This is a genomic window from Ruegeria sp. CDSB029 (assembly GCF_059611125.1).
Genome location: NZ_JBXWOX010000004.1, coordinates 182,523 through 200,614 on the forward strand (window position 1 = coordinate 182,523; position 18,092 = coordinate 200,614).

The 18,092-nt window shown below is 57.7% G+C and carries 16 protein-coding genes; 6 read left to right on the plus strand and 10 right to left on the minus strand.

Annotated features, from left to right (window positions below; all coding sequences use genetic code 11):
- Positions 1-28: 28 nt before the first annotated feature.
- From AC2FI8_RS06870 to AC2FI8_RS06880, 3 genes are all read left to right on the plus strand, one after another.
- Positions 29-871 (plus strand): outer membrane protein assembly factor BamD, encoded by an 843-nt coding sequence (locus AC2FI8_RS06870; RefSeq protein ID WP_496724414.1) that lies wholly within the window; start codon positions 29-31, stop codon positions 869-871.
- Positions 872-906: 35 nt separating this feature from the next.
- Positions 907-2,556, plus strand: a complete 1,650-nt coding sequence (recN, locus tag AC2FI8_RS06875; protein ID WP_496778059.1) for a DNA repair protein RecN — start codon at positions 907-909, stop codon at positions 2,554-2,556.
- Between the two features lie 100 nt (positions 2,557-2,656).
- Complete coding sequence (locus AC2FI8_RS06880) at positions 2,657-4,342, plus strand: chloride channel protein (RefSeq protein WP_496767970.1); 1,686 nt, start codon at positions 2,657-2,659, stop codon at positions 4,340-4,342.
- On the opposite strand, the gene AC2FI8_RS06885 is transcribed toward AC2FI8_RS06880, so the two are convergent.
- The 5 genes from AC2FI8_RS06885 to cobS all read right to left on the minus strand — a co-directional run bounded on the left by AC2FI8_RS06885 (position 4,339) and on the right by cobS (position 11,418).
- Positions 4,339-5,706 carry a DUF3179 domain-containing protein gene (locus tag AC2FI8_RS06885; RefSeq protein WP_496778061.1) on the minus strand — a complete coding sequence of 456 codons (1,368 nt, stop codon included), beginning with the start codon at positions 5,704-5,706 and terminating at the stop codon, positions 4,339-4,341. The two genes, AC2FI8_RS06880 and AC2FI8_RS06885, sit on opposite strands and share 4 nt — an antisense overlap.
- Before the next feature lie 396 nt (positions 5,707-6,102).
- Positions 6,103-6,444: a DUF427 domain-containing protein gene (locus tag AC2FI8_RS06890; protein ID WP_058274347.1), complete on the minus strand. Its 342-nt coding sequence runs from the start codon at positions 6,442-6,444 to the stop codon at positions 6,103-6,105.
- A 65-nt stretch (positions 6,445-6,509) separates the two neighbouring features.
- Entirely contained in the window at positions 6,510-8,300 is a 1,791-nt protein-coding gene (locus AC2FI8_RS06895; protein ID WP_496778063.1) for an aminopeptidase P family protein, read from the minus strand.
- A 73-nt stretch (positions 8,301-8,373) separates the two neighbouring features.
- Positions 8,374-10,251 carry a cobaltochelatase subunit CobT gene (cobT, locus tag AC2FI8_RS06900; RefSeq protein WP_496724422.1) on the minus strand — a complete coding sequence of 626 codons (1,878 nt, stop codon included), beginning with the start codon at positions 10,249-10,251 and terminating at the stop codon, positions 8,374-8,376.
- 180 nt (positions 10,252-10,431) lie between these two features.
- A complete protein-coding gene (gene cobS / locus AC2FI8_RS06905) occupies positions 10,432-11,418 on the minus strand; it encodes a cobaltochelatase subunit CobS (protein WP_058274350.1) in 987 nt (328 codons plus the stop codon).
- Between the two features lie 319 nt (positions 11,419-11,737).
- Here cobS and AC2FI8_RS06910 point away from each other — a divergent pair, with 319 nt between their 5' ends.
- On the plus strand, positions 11,738-12,646 hold the full coding sequence (locus tag AC2FI8_RS06910; RefSeq protein WP_496767979.1) for a Hint domain-containing protein: 909 nt from the start codon (positions 11,738-11,740) through the stop codon (positions 12,644-12,646).
- A gap of 5 nt (positions 12,647-12,651) precedes the next feature.
- On the opposite strand, the gene AC2FI8_RS06915 is transcribed toward AC2FI8_RS06910, so the two are convergent.
- Positions 12,652-13,278, minus strand: coding sequence for a J domain-containing protein (locus AC2FI8_RS06915; protein ID WP_058274352.1), 627 nt, complete (start codon positions 13,276-13,278; stop codon positions 12,652-12,654).
- Positions 13,279-13,385: 107 nt separating this feature from the next.
- On the opposite strand from AC2FI8_RS06915, the gene AC2FI8_RS06920 reads away from it, so the two are divergent.
- Positions 13,386-13,640: a BolA family protein gene (locus AC2FI8_RS06920; RefSeq protein WP_058279592.1), complete on the plus strand. Its 255-nt coding sequence runs from the start codon at positions 13,386-13,388 to the stop codon at positions 13,638-13,640.
- Positions 13,641-13,660: 20 nt separating this feature from the next.
- Here AC2FI8_RS06920 and AC2FI8_RS06925 read toward each other — a convergent pair whose 3' ends face one another.
- Positions 13,661-14,197 carry a winged helix-turn-helix transcriptional regulator gene (locus AC2FI8_RS06925; protein ID WP_496738028.1) on the minus strand — a complete coding sequence of 179 codons (537 nt, stop codon included), beginning with the start codon at positions 14,195-14,197 and terminating at the stop codon, positions 13,661-13,663.
- A 40-nt stretch (positions 14,198-14,237) separates the two neighbouring features.
- Here AC2FI8_RS06925 and AC2FI8_RS06930 point away from each other — a divergent pair, with 40 nt between their 5' ends.
- Positions 14,238-14,627 (plus strand): VOC family protein, encoded by a 390-nt coding sequence (locus AC2FI8_RS06930; protein ID WP_058274355.1) that lies wholly within the window; start codon positions 14,238-14,240, stop codon positions 14,625-14,627.
- Between the two features lie 37 nt (positions 14,628-14,664).
- On the opposite strand, the gene AC2FI8_RS06935 is transcribed toward AC2FI8_RS06930, so the two are convergent.
- The 3 genes from AC2FI8_RS06935 to AC2FI8_RS06945 all read right to left on the minus strand — a co-directional run bounded on the left by AC2FI8_RS06935 (position 14,665) and on the right by AC2FI8_RS06945 (position 18,092).
- On the minus strand, positions 14,665-15,075 hold the full coding sequence (locus AC2FI8_RS06935; RefSeq protein ID WP_496738027.1) for a DUF4177 domain-containing protein: 411 nt from the start codon (positions 15,073-15,075) through the stop codon (positions 14,665-14,667).
- Positions 15,076-15,247: 172 nt separating this feature from the next.
- Entirely contained in the window at positions 15,248-16,759 is a 1,512-nt protein-coding gene (gene gatB, locus AC2FI8_RS06940) for an Asp-tRNA(Asn)/Glu-tRNA(Gln) amidotransferase subunit GatB (RefSeq protein ID WP_496738026.1), read from the minus strand.
- 70 nt (positions 16,760-16,829) lie between these two features.
- A complete protein-coding gene (locus AC2FI8_RS06945) occupies positions 16,830-18,092 on the minus strand; it encodes a hypothetical protein (RefSeq protein WP_496778065.1) in 1,263 nt (420 codons plus the stop codon).

Below are 18,092 nucleotides of genomic sequence, written 5' to 3' on the forward strand. Positions count from 1 at the left end.
GTCAAGTAATACGACAAGGATAGGCGGAATGGTTGGCACCAAAGCGGCAGTCAGGTTCGCAAGCGCGATTCTTCTGACAGCAGTTTTGACGGCATGCGCTGGAAAAGGCGCAGACCGCAATCAGAACCTGGAAGGGTTCACTCCTGAACAGATATTCACGCGCGGCGAATATGAGCTGTCGCAGAATCGTTCGGATGATGCGGCGTGGTATTTTTCAGAAGTTGAACGTCTGTATCCGTATTCCGATTGGGCCAAGCGTGCGCTGATCATGCAGGCATTCTCATACCACTCGGACAAAAACTACGAAGAAAGCCGAGGCGCCGCACAACGGTACATCGACTTTTACCCGACGGACGAAGATGCGGCTTATGCCCAATATCTTCTGGCGCTCAGCTATTATGACCAGATTGACGAGGTCGGGCGCGATCAGGGCCTGACTTTTCAGGCGTTGCAATCGCTGCGCACCGTGATCGAGGTCTACCCGGATAGCGAATACGCGACCTCTGCGGTGCTGAAATTCGATCTGGCCTTTGACCACCTGGCTGGCAAAGAGATGGAAATTGGACGCTATTATCTGCGCCAGGACCATTATACTGCAGCCATCAACCGGTTCCGTGTGGTGGTTGAAGACTTCCAGACCACATCTCACACCGCCGAAGCTCTGTACCGCTTGATTGAAGCCTATCTGGCACTGGGTCTTGTGGATGAGGCACAGTCGGCGGGGGCCATTCTGGGGTACAACTATCAGTCGTCCGAATGGTACGATGCGGGCTATTCGCTGCTGACGTCACGCGGATTGGATCTCAAGAGCCGTGGCAACAACTGGCTCAGCACGATCTACCGTCAGACTGTCAAAGGTGAGTGGTTGTAATCGCCATGGCCAATGGGGTGGGACGCTAAGACCCGATGCTGCGCGCCCTCGATATCCGTGACATGCTGATCATCGATCGGCTGGAACTGACGTTTCAGCCGGGCCTGAATGCGTTGACCGGTGAAACCGGTGCGGGCAAGTCGATTCTTCTGGATTCGCTGGGATTTGTTCTGGGCTGGCGTGGTCGGGCAGAACTGGTCCGTCAGGGCGCCGCTCAGGGTGAAGTCGTGGCCGAGTTCGAATTGAACGAAGATCACGCCGCACATGCAATTCTGGCCGAAGCGGGCCTGCCCGACGGAGAAGAGCTGATCCTGCGGCGGGTGAATACGGCCGAGGGGCGTAAGACCGCGTGGGTCAATGATCGTCGTTGTTCGGGCGAGGTGCTGCGGGCATTGTCCGAGACCCTGATCGAACTGCATGGTCAACACGATGATCGCGGCCTGTTGAACCCGCGAGGTCACCGGGCAATGCTGGATGATTACGCCGGAGCAGAATCCTATCTAGTAAAGGTGCGGTCAGCATGGTCCGAGATGTCACGTGCGCGCAAAGCTCTTGCGCAGACGGAATCGGCCCTAGCAGCCATGCGTGCAGAAGAGGAATTCTTGCGGCATTCGGTATCCGAACTGGATCAGCTGGACCCGCAGCCGGGCGAGGACGCCGAGCTCGACGCCCGTCGTCGCATGATGCAGGGGGCCGAGCGTATCCGCGATGACGTTGCCCGTGCCTTCGCTCTGCTGGGTGGGGACGGGGCCGAGGGGGCGATGGCTGACGCCGTGCGCTGGCTCGAAGGGGTGTCGGATAGTGCGGGCGGCCAATTGGAAGAGCCGATCGCCGCATTGGGACGCGCCTTGATCGAGTTGGGTGAGGCGCAGGATGGTGTCGATGCCTGCCTGCAAAAACTGGACTTTAACCCGTCTGAGTTGGAGCAGGCCGAAGAACGCTTGTTCGCTATTCGTGCGCTGGCTCGTAAACATGACGTCGTGCCAGATGATCTGGGCACCTTCGCCGACACTTTGCGCGACCGCCTGAACCGGCTTGACGCGGGCGATGCGGATCTGGCCGATCAGAGGGCGGCGGTAGACGCGGCACAGGCGGCTTATGACGACGCAGCGGCCAAACTGAGTGCTGCGCGGCAAAAGGCCGCCGGGCAACTCGATGCCGCCGTGATGACCGAACTCGCCCCGTTGAAGATGGAACGCGCTGTGTTCCAAACCGAAATCACGGTGGCAGACCCGGGCCCCGAGGGGATTGACGCTGTGGCGTTCACGGTTGCCACCAACCCCGGCGCGCCTTCGGGACCGCTGAACAAGATCGCCTCAGGCGGTGAACTCAGTCGTTTTCTTTTGGCGCTCAAGGTCTGTCTGGCCGGTGATGACAGCGCGCGCACTATGATTTTTGACGAGATCGACCGGGGCGTTGGTGGCGCAACTGCTGATGCGGTCGGGCGGCGTCTGGCGTCGCTGGCACAGGGTGGGCAGGTGCTGGTTGTGACGCACTCACCGCAGGTGGCGGCCCGCGCGGCGCATCACTGGCGGGTGCAAAAACACGTCACCGACGGGCAGACCCTGTCGACCGTTGTGCCGCTGGCCGAACCCGACCGCGTGGATGAAATCGCCCGTATGGTCGCAGGTGACACAATAACGGACGAGGCGCGTGCTGCCGCCCGAGCCCTTTTGCAGGCCTGAGGCAATTCTGCCGCTTTCGCGTATTCAATCCGTCGCGATCCCACTTTTATAAGGGCGCTCCGTGGCTTACTAAGGGGAAAGACGTGATCCCCGAGGGCAAATGACCCAATCAACCCGCACCGTTCTGCGCAACCAGCTCAATCAGGCTCTGGCCGCGATAAAGGACGCCTGGCGGGTGATGCGGCGGCGTGGGCCCAGCCAGATTCAATTCTGGTTCATCGCGCTGGCGATCGGGATCGCGGCAGGTTTCATGGCATTGGGATTTCGCAAGGCGATCCGGTCGCTGCAGGCTTATGTCTATGATACGGATGACATTTTGCTTTTGCACAGCCACGCGGAAAAGCTGCCTTGGTTTCTGATCCTGATCATTCCCATCATCGGCGGGCTTATCGTGGGCGTGATCCTGAATAAGTTCACCGACGACGGACGCGTGCGATCCGTCGCTGACGTCATCGAAGGGGCCGCGGTGACCGATGGTCGCGTGGAAAGCAAGGCGGGTATCGCGTCTTTCTTTGCCTCGCTCGTCACGCTCAGCACAGGCGGGTCCACGGGCCGAGAGGGGCCGGTCGTGCACATGGCTGGTGTGATCTCAACCTGGGTCAGTAACCGCATCCATGCTGATGGCATCACCGGGCGCGACCTGTTGGGATGCGCTGTCGCCGCCGCCGTCTCGGCCAGTTTTAACTCACCGATCGCAGGTGCGCTGTTCGCGCTTGAGGTCGTGCTGCGTCACTTTGCAGTGCATGCATTTGCGCCAATCGTGATTGCTTCGGTTGCCGGGACAGTAATCAACCGGCTGGAATATGGCGATGTGACCGAGTTTGTTCTGGATACACCCGGTTCCCTGCAATTCTACGTGGAACTGCCTGCCTTTCTGCTACTTGGCCTGATCTGCGGCCTGGTTTCGCTTCTGCTCATGCGGTCGATCTTTTTTGCCGAAGATATCGGCAACCATATCCAGAACCGGCTTGCCTTGCCTGGCTGGCTGCGCCCAGCTGTTTCAGGTGCGATGCTGGGGCTGCTGGCGATCTGGTTCCCGCATATCATCGGCGTCGGGTATGAAACGACGATCCGCGCTTTGGCAGGTGACCTGACCCTGAGTTTTGCCATCCTGTTTGCGGTGATCAAGACGGTTGCCGTGGCGATCACCATGGGCGGGCGTATGGGCGGCGGGGTGTTTTCCCCATCGCTGATGATTGGGGCGTTGACCGGGCTGGCCTTCGGCCTGATCGCAACCGGGCTGCTGCCGGATGTGTCGGGCACGCATACGCTTTATGCCTTTGCCGGAATGGGGGCCGTTGCTGCCGCGGTTCTGGGCGCGCCGATTTCGACAACGATGATCGTCTTTGAACTGACCGGAGATTGGCAAATCGGCCTGGCTGTGATGGTTTCGGTGTCGATGTCGACAGCGCTGGCCTCGCGTCTTGTGGATCGGTCCTTCTTCTTGACCCAGCTGGAACGTCGCAACGTGCATCTGGCCGCCGGGCCGCAAGCCTATCTGCTGGCGATGCTGCGGACCGGGGCAGTCATGCGCCCCTTGGGCGACCCGCGCTCGATCACGAAAGAACAGGCGGTCGAATTGATCGAACAGGGGCTTTGTGTTCAGGCTAGCGCTACACTAGAGGCAGCGATGCCCTATTTCGACAGGGATGACATCCCCTGTATTCCGGTGGTGATTGTCGAAGAGGATGGTAGTGAAAACCCGGTCGGAGCGCTTTACCACGTCGATGCACTGAAGGCGTATAACCGCGCCTTGGCTGCCACTGCGGCTGAAGAGCACTCTTAGCGTTTATACACGGTCGCGGTATCGCCCAGGTAGTTGTCCCAAGCAAACCAGTACGAAATATGGCCTGCGACCCGGGGCAACTCCGCGCCTCCCGGTCCAACCAGCGCCTCTTCGGTCATGGTCCACTTCTGACCCGTTTCGTCCACCAAATCGCCGCCAGACGCAGCGAACTTGTGGGATGCGCGTTCATAGGCGCGCACTGCGCGCTTTTCGTCGTTTCCGATAAGCACCAGCGGCCGGTTGGCGATGGCGTCGTTGATTACTCGGCTCTTGCCGAACGCGTCCAGGGGCCATGCTCGCGCCGCGCCAAATTGCCGGATGGCAAAAACATAATCTTTCTGTCTGTGACTGGACTGATCGACCAGCGCCGGAAACATCAATTCGGACGAAGCGAAATACTCCCGATACACGACACCCGATCCATAATTCCGCCGGTGACCGGTGTTCATTGAAAGGACCTTCGTCTTGGGGTGAGATGTTTTCCAGCTTTGCCATGTGGTGATGACCACCGGGCGTTGTTTCAATTCGATACCGCTGCCGACAAGCGCGCCAACGACTGGCTTGCCGGTGTATTGGTTCCACAGGGAATGCGTCTGACGATCGAACATCAGTTTGTTCGATCTGTACAGAAACCCCGATGAGCCGAAGATCAGGGGTTTGCTGCGACCCGGCACTTGCGTTTCAAACAGAATTCCGGATCCGCACAGTGTACAGTAGGCTAAGGCCACCGGAACTCCGCCAATCACCTCGTTGAACATTTCATGCCAGCCCATGATCCGCAGCGGGTAAGCTCGTTCGTCCCCGTTGATCGAAACGCCAAAGACCAGGTCATCGTCCTTAAGGTAATCTGCACGCGCGGCAGGGATCAGAGCCGGATTGTCCAGCGATGGGATACCGTCCTTGTTCACACCACCCCACGCGATCTCTTCAAGCCGGATCTTCATCTTGTCGCGCTGCAAATACTTTGGTTTCAGGAAGTCATCGAAATTCGTATCAATTCCCAAAAGAACCTCGCGCTTGAACGGGATGAGCGAGGGGTGTGGCACGATTTGCGGGTTCTTTTCCTGCCAGAGCATCCACTCAAACCAGTCTTGACCGGTATTCTCACCAGTCAGGGTCTGCATGACTTTCACGATGTCGCTGCTGCGACGTCTGGCGTATCGCATACCGGTCAGCAAAGCAGGCACCACATCCGGGTTGCCGCGTTGTACGAGAAAGGCCATGCCTTGCTCAAACTCTGCGTTGCTTCCAGACAGTGTGGAACGCACAGCATCAAGCACGGGGTCTTGTTGCGCGGACAACGCGCTAGGCAACAAGAGCGCGGCCCCCAATGATCCTGCGAAACTGCGACGGGTAAGTGACATGGCATCCTCTGGGCGGTGTTTGGTGGCATTGTGCACGCTTGATGCCTCAAATGCATGCAACAGCCCCGTGATTGGATCGTGATCAAGCCTTGTCAGTTGCGAGCGCGCTGTTGAGCTACCTGCGAAGACTATATGCTTGCATGTTATCGTGAAATTTGCCGGTTAGTCGTATCCAAAAAAATTCACAGATATTTTTTGTCACGATGCCAAAAACGATAAATTTTGCAATGGGTTCGAAATTCTGGCCATGCCAGGGAGGCCCGGCCAGGGATTTCTTGGTCGCGTACGAACGGCAGCAGCCCACCTAAGATCACTGGCATCCATGGCACAGGCCTATGGGCGTGTGCGTCACGACATGGCCGCGACCGAGCGGGTCAGAGAGGCCATCTGAGGGATTTAAATCTGTTCGACCTTAACGGAATCGACGCGGTAAAACGCGACATAACCCTTGATCTCGGCCATTGCGGCGACCGGGTCCTCATAGCTCCACGCTGCGTTTTCGGTCACCGATGATTTGTTGACGATTGAGAAATGCGTTGCATCGCCTTTGTGCGGGCAATGCGTGACCTTTTCTGTACGGTCCAGAAATGCCATTCCGATATCGGCGCGAGGGAAATAGATCACCGGCTCCAGATCACCTTCCAGCAGCTCCAGCGCATTCATGCTCTCTCCGAGAACGGCGCCCCCGGAACGAACGCTCCATTTACCAGCTGCTTTGCGGATCGTTATGTCTGTCATCTCTGCTTCTTCCCTCGTCTTTAGTACGGATCACTCCTCTGCCCGGTTTATGTGACAGTCCAGTGTCAGATCGGCGCAGTTGCGGCATCCAACCACAGTTGAGCGTTGTCGCCCAGCCTTGGACGAACTTTTTCCGCAACGTCGCGGTGGTATGCGTTGAGCCACGCGCGTTCTTCTGTCGTAAGCATATCGACTACAATCAGCCGCCGGTCAATTGGAACGTATGTGAGCGTCCGCCAGTTCAGCATCGCACGCTCGGTGTCCGCCGTGGGCAAGGAAGGGGCATCTTGAACCACAACAAGGTTCTCGATGCGAATGCCGAATGCGCCTTCGCGATAATATCCCGGCTCGTTTGACAGGATCATCCCCGGCTCAAGCGGAACATGGCTGACCTTCGACAAGCGCTGCGGCCCTTCGTGGACGCTCAGGTATGCGCCGACCCCGTGGCCGACCCCGTGATTGAAATCCTGCCCCGCTGCCCACAAGGGGGCGCGTGCGATGCATTCAATGTCTCGTCCGGCCAGCCCGGCGGGCCAGCGCAGCATGGACAGATCGATCATCCCTTTCAGCACGCGGGTAAAGCAGGCTTTTTCCTCAACGCCCACTTCTCCGATTGCAATGGTGCGGGTGATGTCGGTTGTGCCATCCAGATACTGACCGCCGCTATCCAAAACCAACAAGTGACCATTCTCCAGCCGGCTGTCGGTTTCTTCGGTCACCCGGTAATGCATGATCGCGCCGTTGGGACCGGTGCCCGCAATCGTGTCGAACGAGATATCCTGTAGCGCGTTATCCCGGCGGCGGTTTTCCTCAAGCTGCGTGACCACCTGCGTTTCCGCCACTGTGCCCGGGGTCTGTGCGTCCAACCAGCACAGGGTTTCAATAACAGCAACCGCGTCACGAAGATGCGCCTCGGCGCTGCCTGCGATTTCGGCGGCGTTCTTGCGAGCTTTGGGCAGGGCACAGGGATCACCTGCATCCATCATTTTGTCACCCAGCACATCCGCAACTGCATGCGGCAGGGTTCCCAAATCGACTTGAACCGCGCCGCCCAAATCCGCGGCCGCATCCAGAAAAAACCGAGGGTCGTGAACCTGAACTTGGTCGATAAGGTGATCTAACACCCCGGCCAGTTTTTGCGCCGACATGAACAGATCAACCCGACCATCGACGTGTAGAATGGCAAACCCATGCGCTACCGGGTTGTACCCGATATCTGATCCACGAATGTTAAGCAGCCACATGATCGAATCCGGCAATGTAATGATGGCCGCATCACACCCGTTCTGTTTTAGATCCTCCGCCACCCGCGCAATTTTGCTTGTGGCTGTTTCCCCTGCAAACTCAATCGGGTGCGCCTTGACCGGGTTCATCGGGGCGTCCGGTTGATCCGGCCACACCCTGTCCACCAGATTGTCGCTACGAACAAGTTCGACGCCGCTTGCGTTCAACTCTTTCTTCAGACTGGTAATCTGCCCTGCTGCATGCAGCCAAGGATCAAAACCAACCTTGCCGCCGTTGGGCAGCTGTTCTTTAAGCCACACGCCCAAACTGGTTTCAGGCCAGGGCACAGGCGTGAAATCCGCCGTAACCTGAGCCTTGACCTGCGTGCGATACCGGCCATCGATGAAAACGCCGGCAATATCGGACAGCACTGCGCAGAAACCGGCCGACCCGGTGAAACCCGTCAGCCATGCCAGACGTTCATCGCGTGGGGCCACATACTCGCCCTGATGCGCATCTGCGCGTGGGATCAGAAAACCGTCCAACCCATCCTGTGCCATCTGGGATCGCAAAGCGGCCAGCCTGGGCGGTCCCTGTTCCGGACGCGCAGTGACTGCAAAGGATTGAAACATGTGACACCTCTCGCAAACGGGGGGCTGCCCCTTCATCTTTTGAAAAATACTTCTGCCGGAGGCAGGGCCAGCGTCAGCTGGCCCTCTTCATCCCCATCACGCGTGCACGTGCCCGAGGGTCGCTGTCGAACAATGCCGCCAACTGTTCAGTCATCGCACCTGCCAGCTGTTCGACATCTGTGATCGTTACCGCGCGATCATAATACCTGGTCACATCGTGGCCGATGCCGATGGCCAAAAGCTCGACCATCTTGCGTTTTTCGACCATCCCAATCACGTCGCGCAGATGTTTCTCCAGGTAATTCGCGGGGTTAACGCTGAGCGTTGAATCATCAACCGGCGCGCCGTCCGAGATTACCATCAGAATCTTGCGTTGCTCACGCCGCGCCAGCATCCGGCGGTGTGCCCATTCCAAGGCCTCACCATCGATGTTCTCTTTCAGCAGGCCTTCTTTCATCATCAAACCCAAGTTGGGTCGCGCGCGACGCCACGGGGCATCCGCGCCTTTATAGATGATGTGGCGCAGATCGTTCAGACGCCCCGGCTGTTGCGGGCGACCGTCATTCAGCCATGCCTCACGTGCCTGGCCACCTTTCCAAGCGCGCGTAGTAAAGCCAAGGATTTCGACCTTCACGTTGCAACGTTCCAACGTCCGGGCCAGAACATCGGCACAGATCGCCGCGATCGAGATCGGACGACCGCGCATCGAGCCCGAGTTATCCAGCAGCAGTGTCACCACCGTATCGCGGAACTCAGTGTCTTTCTCGACCTTGAAACTCAGCGGCGTGGTCGGGTTGGCCACAACACGCGCCAGTCGCCCGGCATCTAGAATACCTTCTTCGCGGTCAAACTCCCAAGAGCGGTTCTGTTGCGCCTGCAAACGGCGCTGCAGTTTGTTCGCCAGACGGCTGACGGCACCCTTAAGCGGCTCAAGCTGCTGATCCAGATAGGCGCGCAGCCGTTCCAATTCGGCAGGCTCGGCCAGGTCTTCGGCTGCGATCTCTTCGTCAAAGGTTCCAAGGTAAACCTTATAATCCGGGTCGGCCTCGGACGCTGGCGGTGGGGCAGGTGGCTCCAACGGTGCCTCGCCCTCGGGCATCTCGGCCTCTTCGCCCATCTCATCCTCGGCCATCTCGTCCATCGAGACCTGGGCCTGGGACTGATCCTGCTGCTCTTCCTGAGTTTGCTCAGGGGTCGCGTCGGCGTCCTGTTCGTCCTGATCATCCTGACCGGTGCTGTCGGGATCGGGCTGTTCTTCGGCGTCGTCCTCAGCCTGATCTTCCTGATCTTCGTCCAGCTCATCCGGGTCTTCGCCCAACTGATCGCCGTACCCCAGATCCTTGATCATCTGACGGGCAAACTTGGCGAATTCGGCCTGATCCGAAAGGATGTCCTGCAAATTTTCCAGCGTGCCACCAGCCTGCTCTTCGATGAAGCCACGCCACAGGTTCATGATGTTCTCAGCTGCAGGCGGCAGGTCGCGCCCGGTTGCCAAGTGGCGGATCAGATAACCCGCGGCCACCGACAAGGGGGCATCTGCGGGTTGCTTGCACTGGTCGTAACCGCGGCGCAGTGCCTCGTGCCCGATCTTTACATCGATGTTCGAAGCGGTGCCGGGCATGTCCCGCGCGCCCATCGCCTCACACCGTGCGACCTCCATCGCTTCATACAAGTCGCGCGCCATATCGCCCGGAGGCGCATAGCGGTTGTGCGTCGCATCGTCATGGTACTTGCGCTGCAATGCCAAGGCATCCGCCGTTCCGCGCGCCAGCAGAACCTCCTCTCGCGTCATTCGGCGCGAGACCTGCGGCAAACGCATCGACTCGCCCGACAGCCCCGAGGGGTCGACCGTATAGCTTACAGACAGCTCTGGATCGTCGGCCATAACCTTGGTGGCCTCGGCCAAGGCCTTCTTGAACGGATCGGCGGGGTTGTCGTTAGGTTTAGACAATGAACGTACTCCAGATCATTGCTGCTAGGAAAAGTATTGCGTACTCCCAACGCAGCCGTATCAGGTGAACATATTGCGACGCCGTCATGTCTGAAGGCGCCGACTTTTTCCAACCTACTTTGTCAAATAGCCAAAATGAATCAAAAACGACCCAGATCGATGCTATGACAAAAAAGGCTTTCACCCCAAGCTTACGCTCGCTGCACTTTCCGGCAGTTCCTCATCAAAACAACGTTGATAGAACTCGGCCACTGTCTGGCGCTCAAGCTCATCACACTTGTTCAGGAAGGACAGGCGGAAAGCGTAACCCACATCACGGAAAATCTCGGCGTTTTGGGCCCAGTTGATAACGGTCCGAGGGCTCATAACTGTGGACAGGTCACCGTTCATGAAGGCGGTCCGGGTCAGGTCGGCAACAGTGACCATCTGGCTGACGGTCTTGCGGCCTTTCTCGGTATTGTAGTGCGGCGCCTTGGACAGAACGATCATCGTTTCGGCATCATGGCTGAGGTAGTTCAGCGTCGAGACCAGCGACCAGCGGTCCATCTGAGCCTGGTTAATCTGTTGCGTGCCGTGATAGAGGCCAGTTGTATCGCCCAGGCCCACAGTGTTTGCCGTGGCGAACAGGCGGAAATTGGGATTCGGCGTGATGATCTCGTTCTGGTCCAGCAGGGTCAACTTGCCGTCGTGTTCCAGCACACGTTGGATCACGAACATCACGTCGGCACGGCCCGCGTCGTATTCATCGAACACGATGGCGACAGGATTGCGCAACGCCCAGGGCAGGATACCCTCGTGGAACTCGGTGACCTGTTTGCCGTCACGCAGTTTGATGGCGTCCTTGCCGATCAGGTCGATCCGGCTGATGTGGCTGTCGAGGTTCACACGCACGGCGGGCCAGTTCAGGCGGGCTGCGACCTGTTCGATATGGGTCGATTTGCCTGTGCCGTGATAGCCTTGGATCATCACACGACGATTGTGGGAAAAGCCTGCCAGAATGGCCAGTGTGGTTTCCGGGTCAAACTTGTAGGTCGGGTCGATCGCGGGTACGCGGTCACTGCGGTCAGCAAAGCCCTTGATCGCCATGTCGGTTTCAATACCGAACACGTCACGGACCGAAATTTCTTCGGTGGGTTTTGCGTTTACGTCGATCGATCCGTCAGCCATTCGCCTTGTCCTTATCCTTTGCCCCGCGTTGCCGGGTTTGAACTCGTGTGTGGTGCAACATATTGCGGGCAAGGGCAAGGGAAAGCCGTGCTGGTAGGTACTTAGGCGGATGTTTCTTTGAAACTGGCCTTATCGACGTTGCGTCCAATGTCTCGAGCTAATCTTTCAAATCTTGGACAGCACGAATTTTGGGTCCAGAACGCCGCCACGCAGTCCCGTGAAGCATTAACATTGCAATAGTAAGATATGATGAGTTAAATATGCATATATGATTGTGCAAAAGCGGTTCCCGATTTTGTTTTTAAGAGTGTAGGTAAAAATGTCGTTAGTAATCTCAGGTCCGACTTCTATCTCGATCCCCAGTGGGTCGAGCTCGGTTGCGGAGCAGTATACCGCGACCAAAGCTGTGACGTGGAGCGTGACCGTAACTGGCAATGGTGGATTGGATCCTTCCGACTACACTGTTTCGATTTCACCGAGCGGAGTTCTGACCGTTGAGCTTACTGAGGGGGCAGACATTCCCCCGAATACGCAACTCACGGTTCTAATACGCGCGACGACGGGAAATCCGGGAAATGGTAACAATGCCTCTCTCAGTGTGACAGTCGACCTTCCTGCCGGAACAGTGCCATGTTTCGTAAAGGGCACTTTGATAGAAACCGAAAAAGGCCCTCGCCCTGTCGAAGAACTGTCGGTTGGGGACAAAGTTCGCGTTTCCAGCGGTGCGCTGTTGCCTATCCTTTGGATTGGCAAAAAGACCATGAGCGCGGAAGCGTTGCAGCGAAACCCGCGATTGCGCCCTGTTTGCATCCAGAAAGGGGCAATCGGGGACGGTTTGCCTGATCGTGATTTATACGTGTCCCCACAGCATAGGATTGTTCTCGAAGGGTGGCGCGCCGAATTGCTGTTTGGAGAGCCCAGAGTTTTTGCTGCGGCAATTCATTTGGTCAATGACAAAACAATTCGACAAGTGCGGCCCGATGAGGCCGTGACGTATTTCCACGTTGCCTGTGATCGCCATGCGATACTGATTTCGCATGGTTTGCCGACAGAAAGCTTGTTTCTGGGCGACATGGCGCTTTTGTCATTCGATCGCGAAGATGTCGAGGAGCTTGGTATGCTATTCCCGGATCGTTTCAGCCTTAAACCCACTTTGGAACAAACTCGCGTGCGGTGCCTAAAGCGCCCCGAAACAGAGGCGCTTTTGCGCATGTACGGTCGTCGATAAGACGACTACCTAAAGTTCCGGCTGTCCTTGATCTGATCCCACGCCCAGACGACCTCTTGCAACTGCTCTTCCTGGGAACGGTCGCCGCCGTTCATGTCAGGGTGCAGCACCTTGATCAGCTTTTTGTACGCTTTGCGCACCTCGGCCTTGGTCCAGCTGTCGTTGGCTTCCAGAATTTCGATCGCGCGGCGTTCCGTGGGGGGCAGGCGACGACCGCCACCACCTGACGTGCGCCCTTTGTTTTGGGTGCTGTTTGCGCCAAGTACCTGATGCGGGTCTTCGATGCCCAGACGCGCCCATGCGCGCGCTTCGGGATCGCCCATTGGCTTTGTTTCGCGCTCCCACACTTTGTCCTTGGAGCGCTGGGCGTTCAGCTCGGCCTCGGTGGTGCCGTCAAAGAAGTTCCATTTGTTGTTGTATTCGCGAACGTGCTGCTGGCAGAACCAGAAAAAGTCGTCCAGAACGTCAGGGGCCTTGGGTGCACGGAACTTGCCCGGTTCTTCGCAACCTTCGTGATCGCAGATACGCGTCGAGGTTTCAGACGCGCCCGACATTCCGCGACGCCCGCGCGGGTTCTTTTTCTTCGAAGTGGATACGGACATATCAAATCCGAAGGGGTCTGACTTCACCATGTGCTCATCCTTAAGAACGCATCTTTTCGACTCGGAGGCAGCAGTTTAGTCTAAGCAGCCGAAAGTAGAAGAGGGGGGCGGTAAAATTTTCGCCCGTGAGCAAAAAAATGACTGTTACCGACGAGATCCGAACCTGCCTGATGGCAGCCTTTGAACCGCGTGAGCTGGAAGTCGTGGATGACAGCGAAAGCCACCGAGGACACGCCGGGTTTCAAGAGGGCGGCGAAAGCCATTTCAACGTCCGTATTCGTGCCAGCGCTTTTCAGGGTCAATCACGCGTCGCCCGCCACCGGGCCGTACATAAGGCACTGGGTGACATCGTGCCCCGCATTCATGCGCTGGCGCTGGATATTGATACCTGAACAGGCCCTTTGGTCGGTGCCTAGGCGACCAGAGAAATGGCCCTGTTAACCGCGATTCCCTGATTCACCGCGCGATAGGTGGGAAAAGGCAGCCGGTGCGTCGCATCAATGTCTCGCTGTATCCACTCTTGCTTTTCCAGGCGATGAAGCGACGTCGAAAGTGCGCGATCGGAAATCGTGATCAGACCGGATTTGAGGGTCGAGAACCGTTGGGGCCTGTCGGTCAACGCCAGAATAGGTGCCGTCCAACTGCGTCTGAGTAACGCGAAATCAGCGTCATCTGGCACGGCATTCACGATTCGGCTGGCGATTTCGGCCGCAGTTTCACCCGTTTGGGTCAATCGAAACTCGGGACGCAACGGATGACCGTGGCCGGGATTCCGTTCCAGAAAACCCAATTGAATCAAATGGTCAAGGCTTTGTGCAAAAGCGGTTCTGCCGGCGCTTGTCGCAGCCAGTAGCGGTGCCTGTCGTCCCGGCGTGCCTTCATGCATCAACGCCAGAATGTTCAGGGACCAGGCGCGGGATGTAAGCTTGACAAGAATCGTTATGTCCATAAAGTATAGTTACTTTAATTTTCGCCAAAAGGATAGTTCAATGCCACTCGTTTCACTGGAAAACACGATCACGCTCGCCATGTCCGTGCAAGACAGGCATGTCAGTGCCGAATGGTATCAGGCCAAGCTGGGGTTTGAGCTGATCCACCATATTGACGAGGCCGGTTGGAGCGAGATGAAGACCAAAACCGACGGTGTGACCTTGGGCCTGGGTGAACAGGCCGAGCCTGCGCCTGGCAATACGGTGCCGGTGTTCGGGGTGTCGGATATTGCGACGGCGCGTCAGGCGCTCGAATCCTCGGGCGTCAGGTTCGATGGGGCGACTGAAACGATCGAGGGCATGGTCAGCACCGCAACGTTCTACGACCCGGACGGAAATGCACTGATGCTGGCGCAGGATCTGAGCCAAGCAGCAAGCGCAGCCGAGTAAAATTCAGCTGCAGGCTATGAAAACCCGAGCAGACCGCTTAGGTCTGCTCTTTGTCCTTTTCGGACAGGTCTGTTGGCTTCAGGGTCAATGGCGGATCTTTGACCTCTTCTGAAATCGGTGCAGGGGCCTGCACTTCTTCTGGTCCAGGCACCGGCTGAGCCACGGGGGCATCGTCGCTGTCCTCAACCGCCTCACGCTCCGAAGAAAATTCAGCTGCAATCTCACGCCGAAACACCAGAACGTTGCGCCAGTTCACGGTGGAACTGGTCAGGCCAGCGCGTTCCTCGCTGGGCAGAAGTTCCGCACGCTGGTATTCCCAGCCATCCTGCCCCATCTGATTCAGGATCTGTTCGATCGACACTGCAAACCGCCCTTCGGCAGTTTTGACGCCCTTGGCCTTGGTGCCTTTCTGCGGGGCGGGGACAACTTTGTATTCGTAGCGCTGCATCAGATTTTCCTGGTTGCCGATCCCTGGCAATCTAACATGTTGTCGGGTTTCGAACAGTCATCATCGCCCATTGGGCAAATTCTGTTTTGTCTGTTGCGCCCCGCGCGCGGGGCCGGAGTGGTCCGCGCCAGATGCACGGACCACTCCGTTGCAGTTTCTTGAACCGAAAGGTTTACGAGCTCAGCTTTTTGCTGACCAACTCATTGACGGCTTTGGGGTTCGCCTTGCCGCCAGTTGCCTTCATGACCTGACCAACAAACCAGCCTGCCAGTTTGGGGTTCACCTTGGCTTTTTCGACCTGCGATGGGTTGGCCGCGATGATTTCATCCAGCGCAGTTTCGATGGCACCGGTGTCGGTGACCTGTTTCATGCCGCGTTCTTCAACGATCTGTGCCGGGTCGCCGCCTTCGGTGTAGACAATCTCGAACAGATCCTTGGCGATCTTGCCAGAAATGGCATCTGAGGCGATCAGATCGATGATCCCGCCCAACTGCGCAGGCGAAACCGGCGAGTCGGTGATGCTGTGGTCTTCTTTCTTCAGGCGACCAAACAGTTCGTTGATGACCCAGTTTGCGGCCAACTTGCCGTTGCGGCCTTTGGCGACCTCTTCGAAATAGGCAGCCGATTCCACCTCGGCTGTCAGAACAGATGCGTCATAATCCGTCAGGCCGAACTCGCTGATAAACCGCGCCTTCTTGTCGTCGGGCAGTTCGGGCAGTTTGGCGGCGATGTCGTCCACCCATGCCTGCTCAATCTCCAACGGCAGCAGATCTGGGTCAGGGAAGTAGCGATAGTCATGCGCCTCTTCCTTGGACCGCATCGACCGTGTTTCGCCCTTGTCCGGGTCATATAGCCGGGTTTCCTGATCGACCTTGCCGCCACCTTCAACGATGGCAATCTGACGACGCGCTTCGACTTCGATCGCTTGCTGAATAAAGCGCATCGAGTTCATATTCTTGATTTCGCAACGGGTGCCCAGATGCGAGAAGTCCTGCGTTTCCTGATACTTTTCATAGGCACCGGGTAGACAGATCGAAACATTGACGTCCGCCCGCAAGTTGCCGTTTTGCATGTTGCCATCGCAGGTGCCCAGATAACGCAGAATCTGGCGCATCTTGGCGATGTAGGCTGCCGCCTCTTCGGGGCCGCGAATATCGGGGCGGCTGACGATCTCCATCAGGCAAACACCGGTCCGGTTTAGGTCGACAAAGGACATATGCGGGTCCATGTCATGGATCGATTTGCCTGCGTCCTGTTCCATGTGGATGCGTTCAATCCGCACCATGCGTGCTGTGCCGTCGCCCATTTCCACCAGCACTTCACCTTCGCCCACGATGGGCTGGTACAGCTGAGAAATCTGGTAACCCTGCGGCAGGTCGGGATAGAAATAATTCTTGCGGTCAAAGGCCGATACCAGGTTGATATCCGCCTTCAGGCCCAGACCGGTTCGTACCGCCTGTTCAACACAATATTCATTGATCACCGGCAGCATTCCCGGCATCGCGGCGTCCACGAATGCAACATTCGAGTTCGGCTCAGCCCCGAATTGGGTCGATGCGCCCGAGAACAGCTTGGCATTGGACGAGACCTGCGCATGCACCTCCATCCCGATGACCAGTTCCCAATCGTGCTTGGCCCCGGCAATGGTTTTGGGTTTGGGCATTTCGTATGTCAGGTCGAGCATGGCGCGCCTCATTTCCGCAGAAGTCTAAGCCTGCGTATTAGGCCCGGCACGGCCTAGGGGCAAGGGGGAATCAGTGCCCGGATAGGCGCAAACCCGTCGGAGTAAAGGTCACATCCAATCCGCTGCGCAGCTCATCACGGAACAGATCGCCAATTGCACGCAGAGCATCGCGTTGCCCGCGGGCCGCAAACCGTTCAGGTGAATTGATCCGAACACTGTTGTTGAACCCATTTGCTGCATGGGCCCAAATCAACGGGTGCAATTCGGTCAGGTAGTCGCGGATCAGCCAGTTTGCAGCCTGGTGTATCTGGCTGCGCACCAGATCAGCCTTGTCGCACTGGCCAGCGCCGTTCTGGATCGTGATGGCACAGTATGCCGACAGCATGTTGACGGTTTGCTGGTCAGGGCGAAGGCGCAGAATATCGTGCATGCCTTCCAGGAAGAAATCGACATCCAGACGCGCGCAGGCCTCTTCGTCCAGTGCAATTGCATCGAACTGAACCCAAGTATAGCCTCCGGCCCCCCAGATGTCCCGGGTCTGGGCCGCCATACGAAGCGCCTGGACCTCAAGCTCGCCATAGCTTCCGAACCAGCGCGGCAGCAGGTGAGTGCCCATCGCGCGCATGTGTCGATGGTTCATCGGGTCGAGCTTGATCAACCGCTCGTATTCATCCGCTACCCGTGTGTTTGCTCTACGCTGACCCGCCAAAATTGCGCAGCCAGCCGAGGCGACAATGGGGCTCTCCGCTGCGGCCTCGCGACAATCGGGAAGGATTGCAGCTGCCCGATCGAAATGGGCGGCGCAGCGGGATTGGTGCAGCGAGGGAAGGGTTGCTTCGTTCGTTGTCCCGCGCCATGCCCATGCCATGTCAATGTGGGCCAAAGCGACAACCAAGGCGATCATCGGGTCGCCCGAGTGCGCGCGCATCTCGTCTTCCAATTCGGAAATGCCGTTCATGACATCAAATTCTGATAGCGCTTTGGCGTCAGACAGCGCGTGCTCTGCGGCCAGAACCACATCGGCTCGTGCCCCAAACGCCAGCAATTCGGCGACGGGCATTCCGTCGGGTGCAGTGTCCCGTGCGTCGTCTGCTTTGCGCATCAGGTCGGACAATTCTGCCCAGCGATCCTGCCTGGCCAGGAAACGGCCTTTTTCTATCGAGCTGCGCCCAATCTCATCCTGGGCCTGAACATCAGCCAATGGTATGTTCAGTTGCCCTTGGTCCGGCAACACGGGCGAAACAGCCGGGTCAGCGAAATACGCGCCGGATGCAGCGGGATGAGTAGTAGAAGATCGGGAACGGGACCAACGGTCCCTCAAAAACCAGAACAT

Bases quoted from the DNA above. Each gene is read 5' to 3' on its own strand.
- gatB (WP_496738026.1), bottom strand. From the start codon at position 16,759: ATGCTCGACCTGACATACGAAATGCCCAAACCCAAAACCATTGCCGGG.
- AC2FI8_RS06890 (WP_058274347.1), bottom strand. From the start codon at position 6,444: ATGACAGACATAACGATCCGCAAAGCAGCTGGTAAATGGAGCGTTCGT.
- AC2FI8_RS06935 (WP_496738027.1), bottom strand. From the start codon at position 15,075: ATGCAGCGCTACGAATACAAAGTTGTCCCCGCCCCGCAGAAAGGCACC.
- AC2FI8_RS06895 (WP_496778063.1), bottom strand. From the start codon at position 8,300: ATGTTTCAATCCTTTGCAGTCACTGCGCGTCCGGAACAGGGACCGCCC.
- AC2FI8_RS06945 (WP_496778065.1), bottom strand. From the start codon at position 18,092: ATGTTCTGGTTTTTGAGGGACCGTTGGTCCCGTTCCCGATCTTCTACT.
- AC2FI8_RS06880 (WP_496767970.1), top strand. From the start codon at position 2,657: ATGACCCAATCAACCCGCACCGTTCTGCGCAACCAGCTCAATCAGGCT.
- cobS (WP_058274350.1), bottom strand. From the start codon at position 11,418: ATGGCTGACGGATCGATCGACGTAAACGCAAAACCCACCGAAGAAATT.
- AC2FI8_RS06915 (WP_058274352.1), bottom strand. From the start codon at position 13,278: ATGGTGAAGTCAGACCCCTTCGGATTTGATATGTCCGTATCCACTTCG.
- AC2FI8_RS06910 (WP_496767979.1), top strand. From the start codon at position 11,738: ATGTCGTTAGTAATCTCAGGTCCGACTTCTATCTCGATCCCCAGTGGG.
- AC2FI8_RS06885 (WP_496778061.1), bottom strand. From the start codon at position 5,706: ATGTCACTTACCCGTCGCAGTTTCGCAGGATCATTGGGGGCCGCGCTC.
- AC2FI8_RS06920 (WP_058279592.1), top strand. From the start codon at position 13,386: ATGACTGTTACCGACGAGATCCGAACCTGCCTGATGGCAGCCTTTGAA.
- AC2FI8_RS06870 (WP_496724414.1), top strand. From the start codon at position 29: ATGGTTGGCACCAAAGCGGCAGTCAGGTTCGCAAGCGCGATTCTTCTG.
- AC2FI8_RS06925 (WP_496738028.1), bottom strand. From the start codon at position 14,197: ATGGACATAACGATTCTTGTCAAGCTTACATCCCGCGCCTGGTCCCTG.
- recN (WP_496778059.1), top strand. From the start codon at position 907: ATGCTGCGCGCCCTCGATATCCGTGACATGCTGATCATCGATCGGCTG.
- AC2FI8_RS06930 (WP_058274355.1), top strand. From the start codon at position 14,238: ATGCCACTCGTTTCACTGGAAAACACGATCACGCTCGCCATGTCCGTG.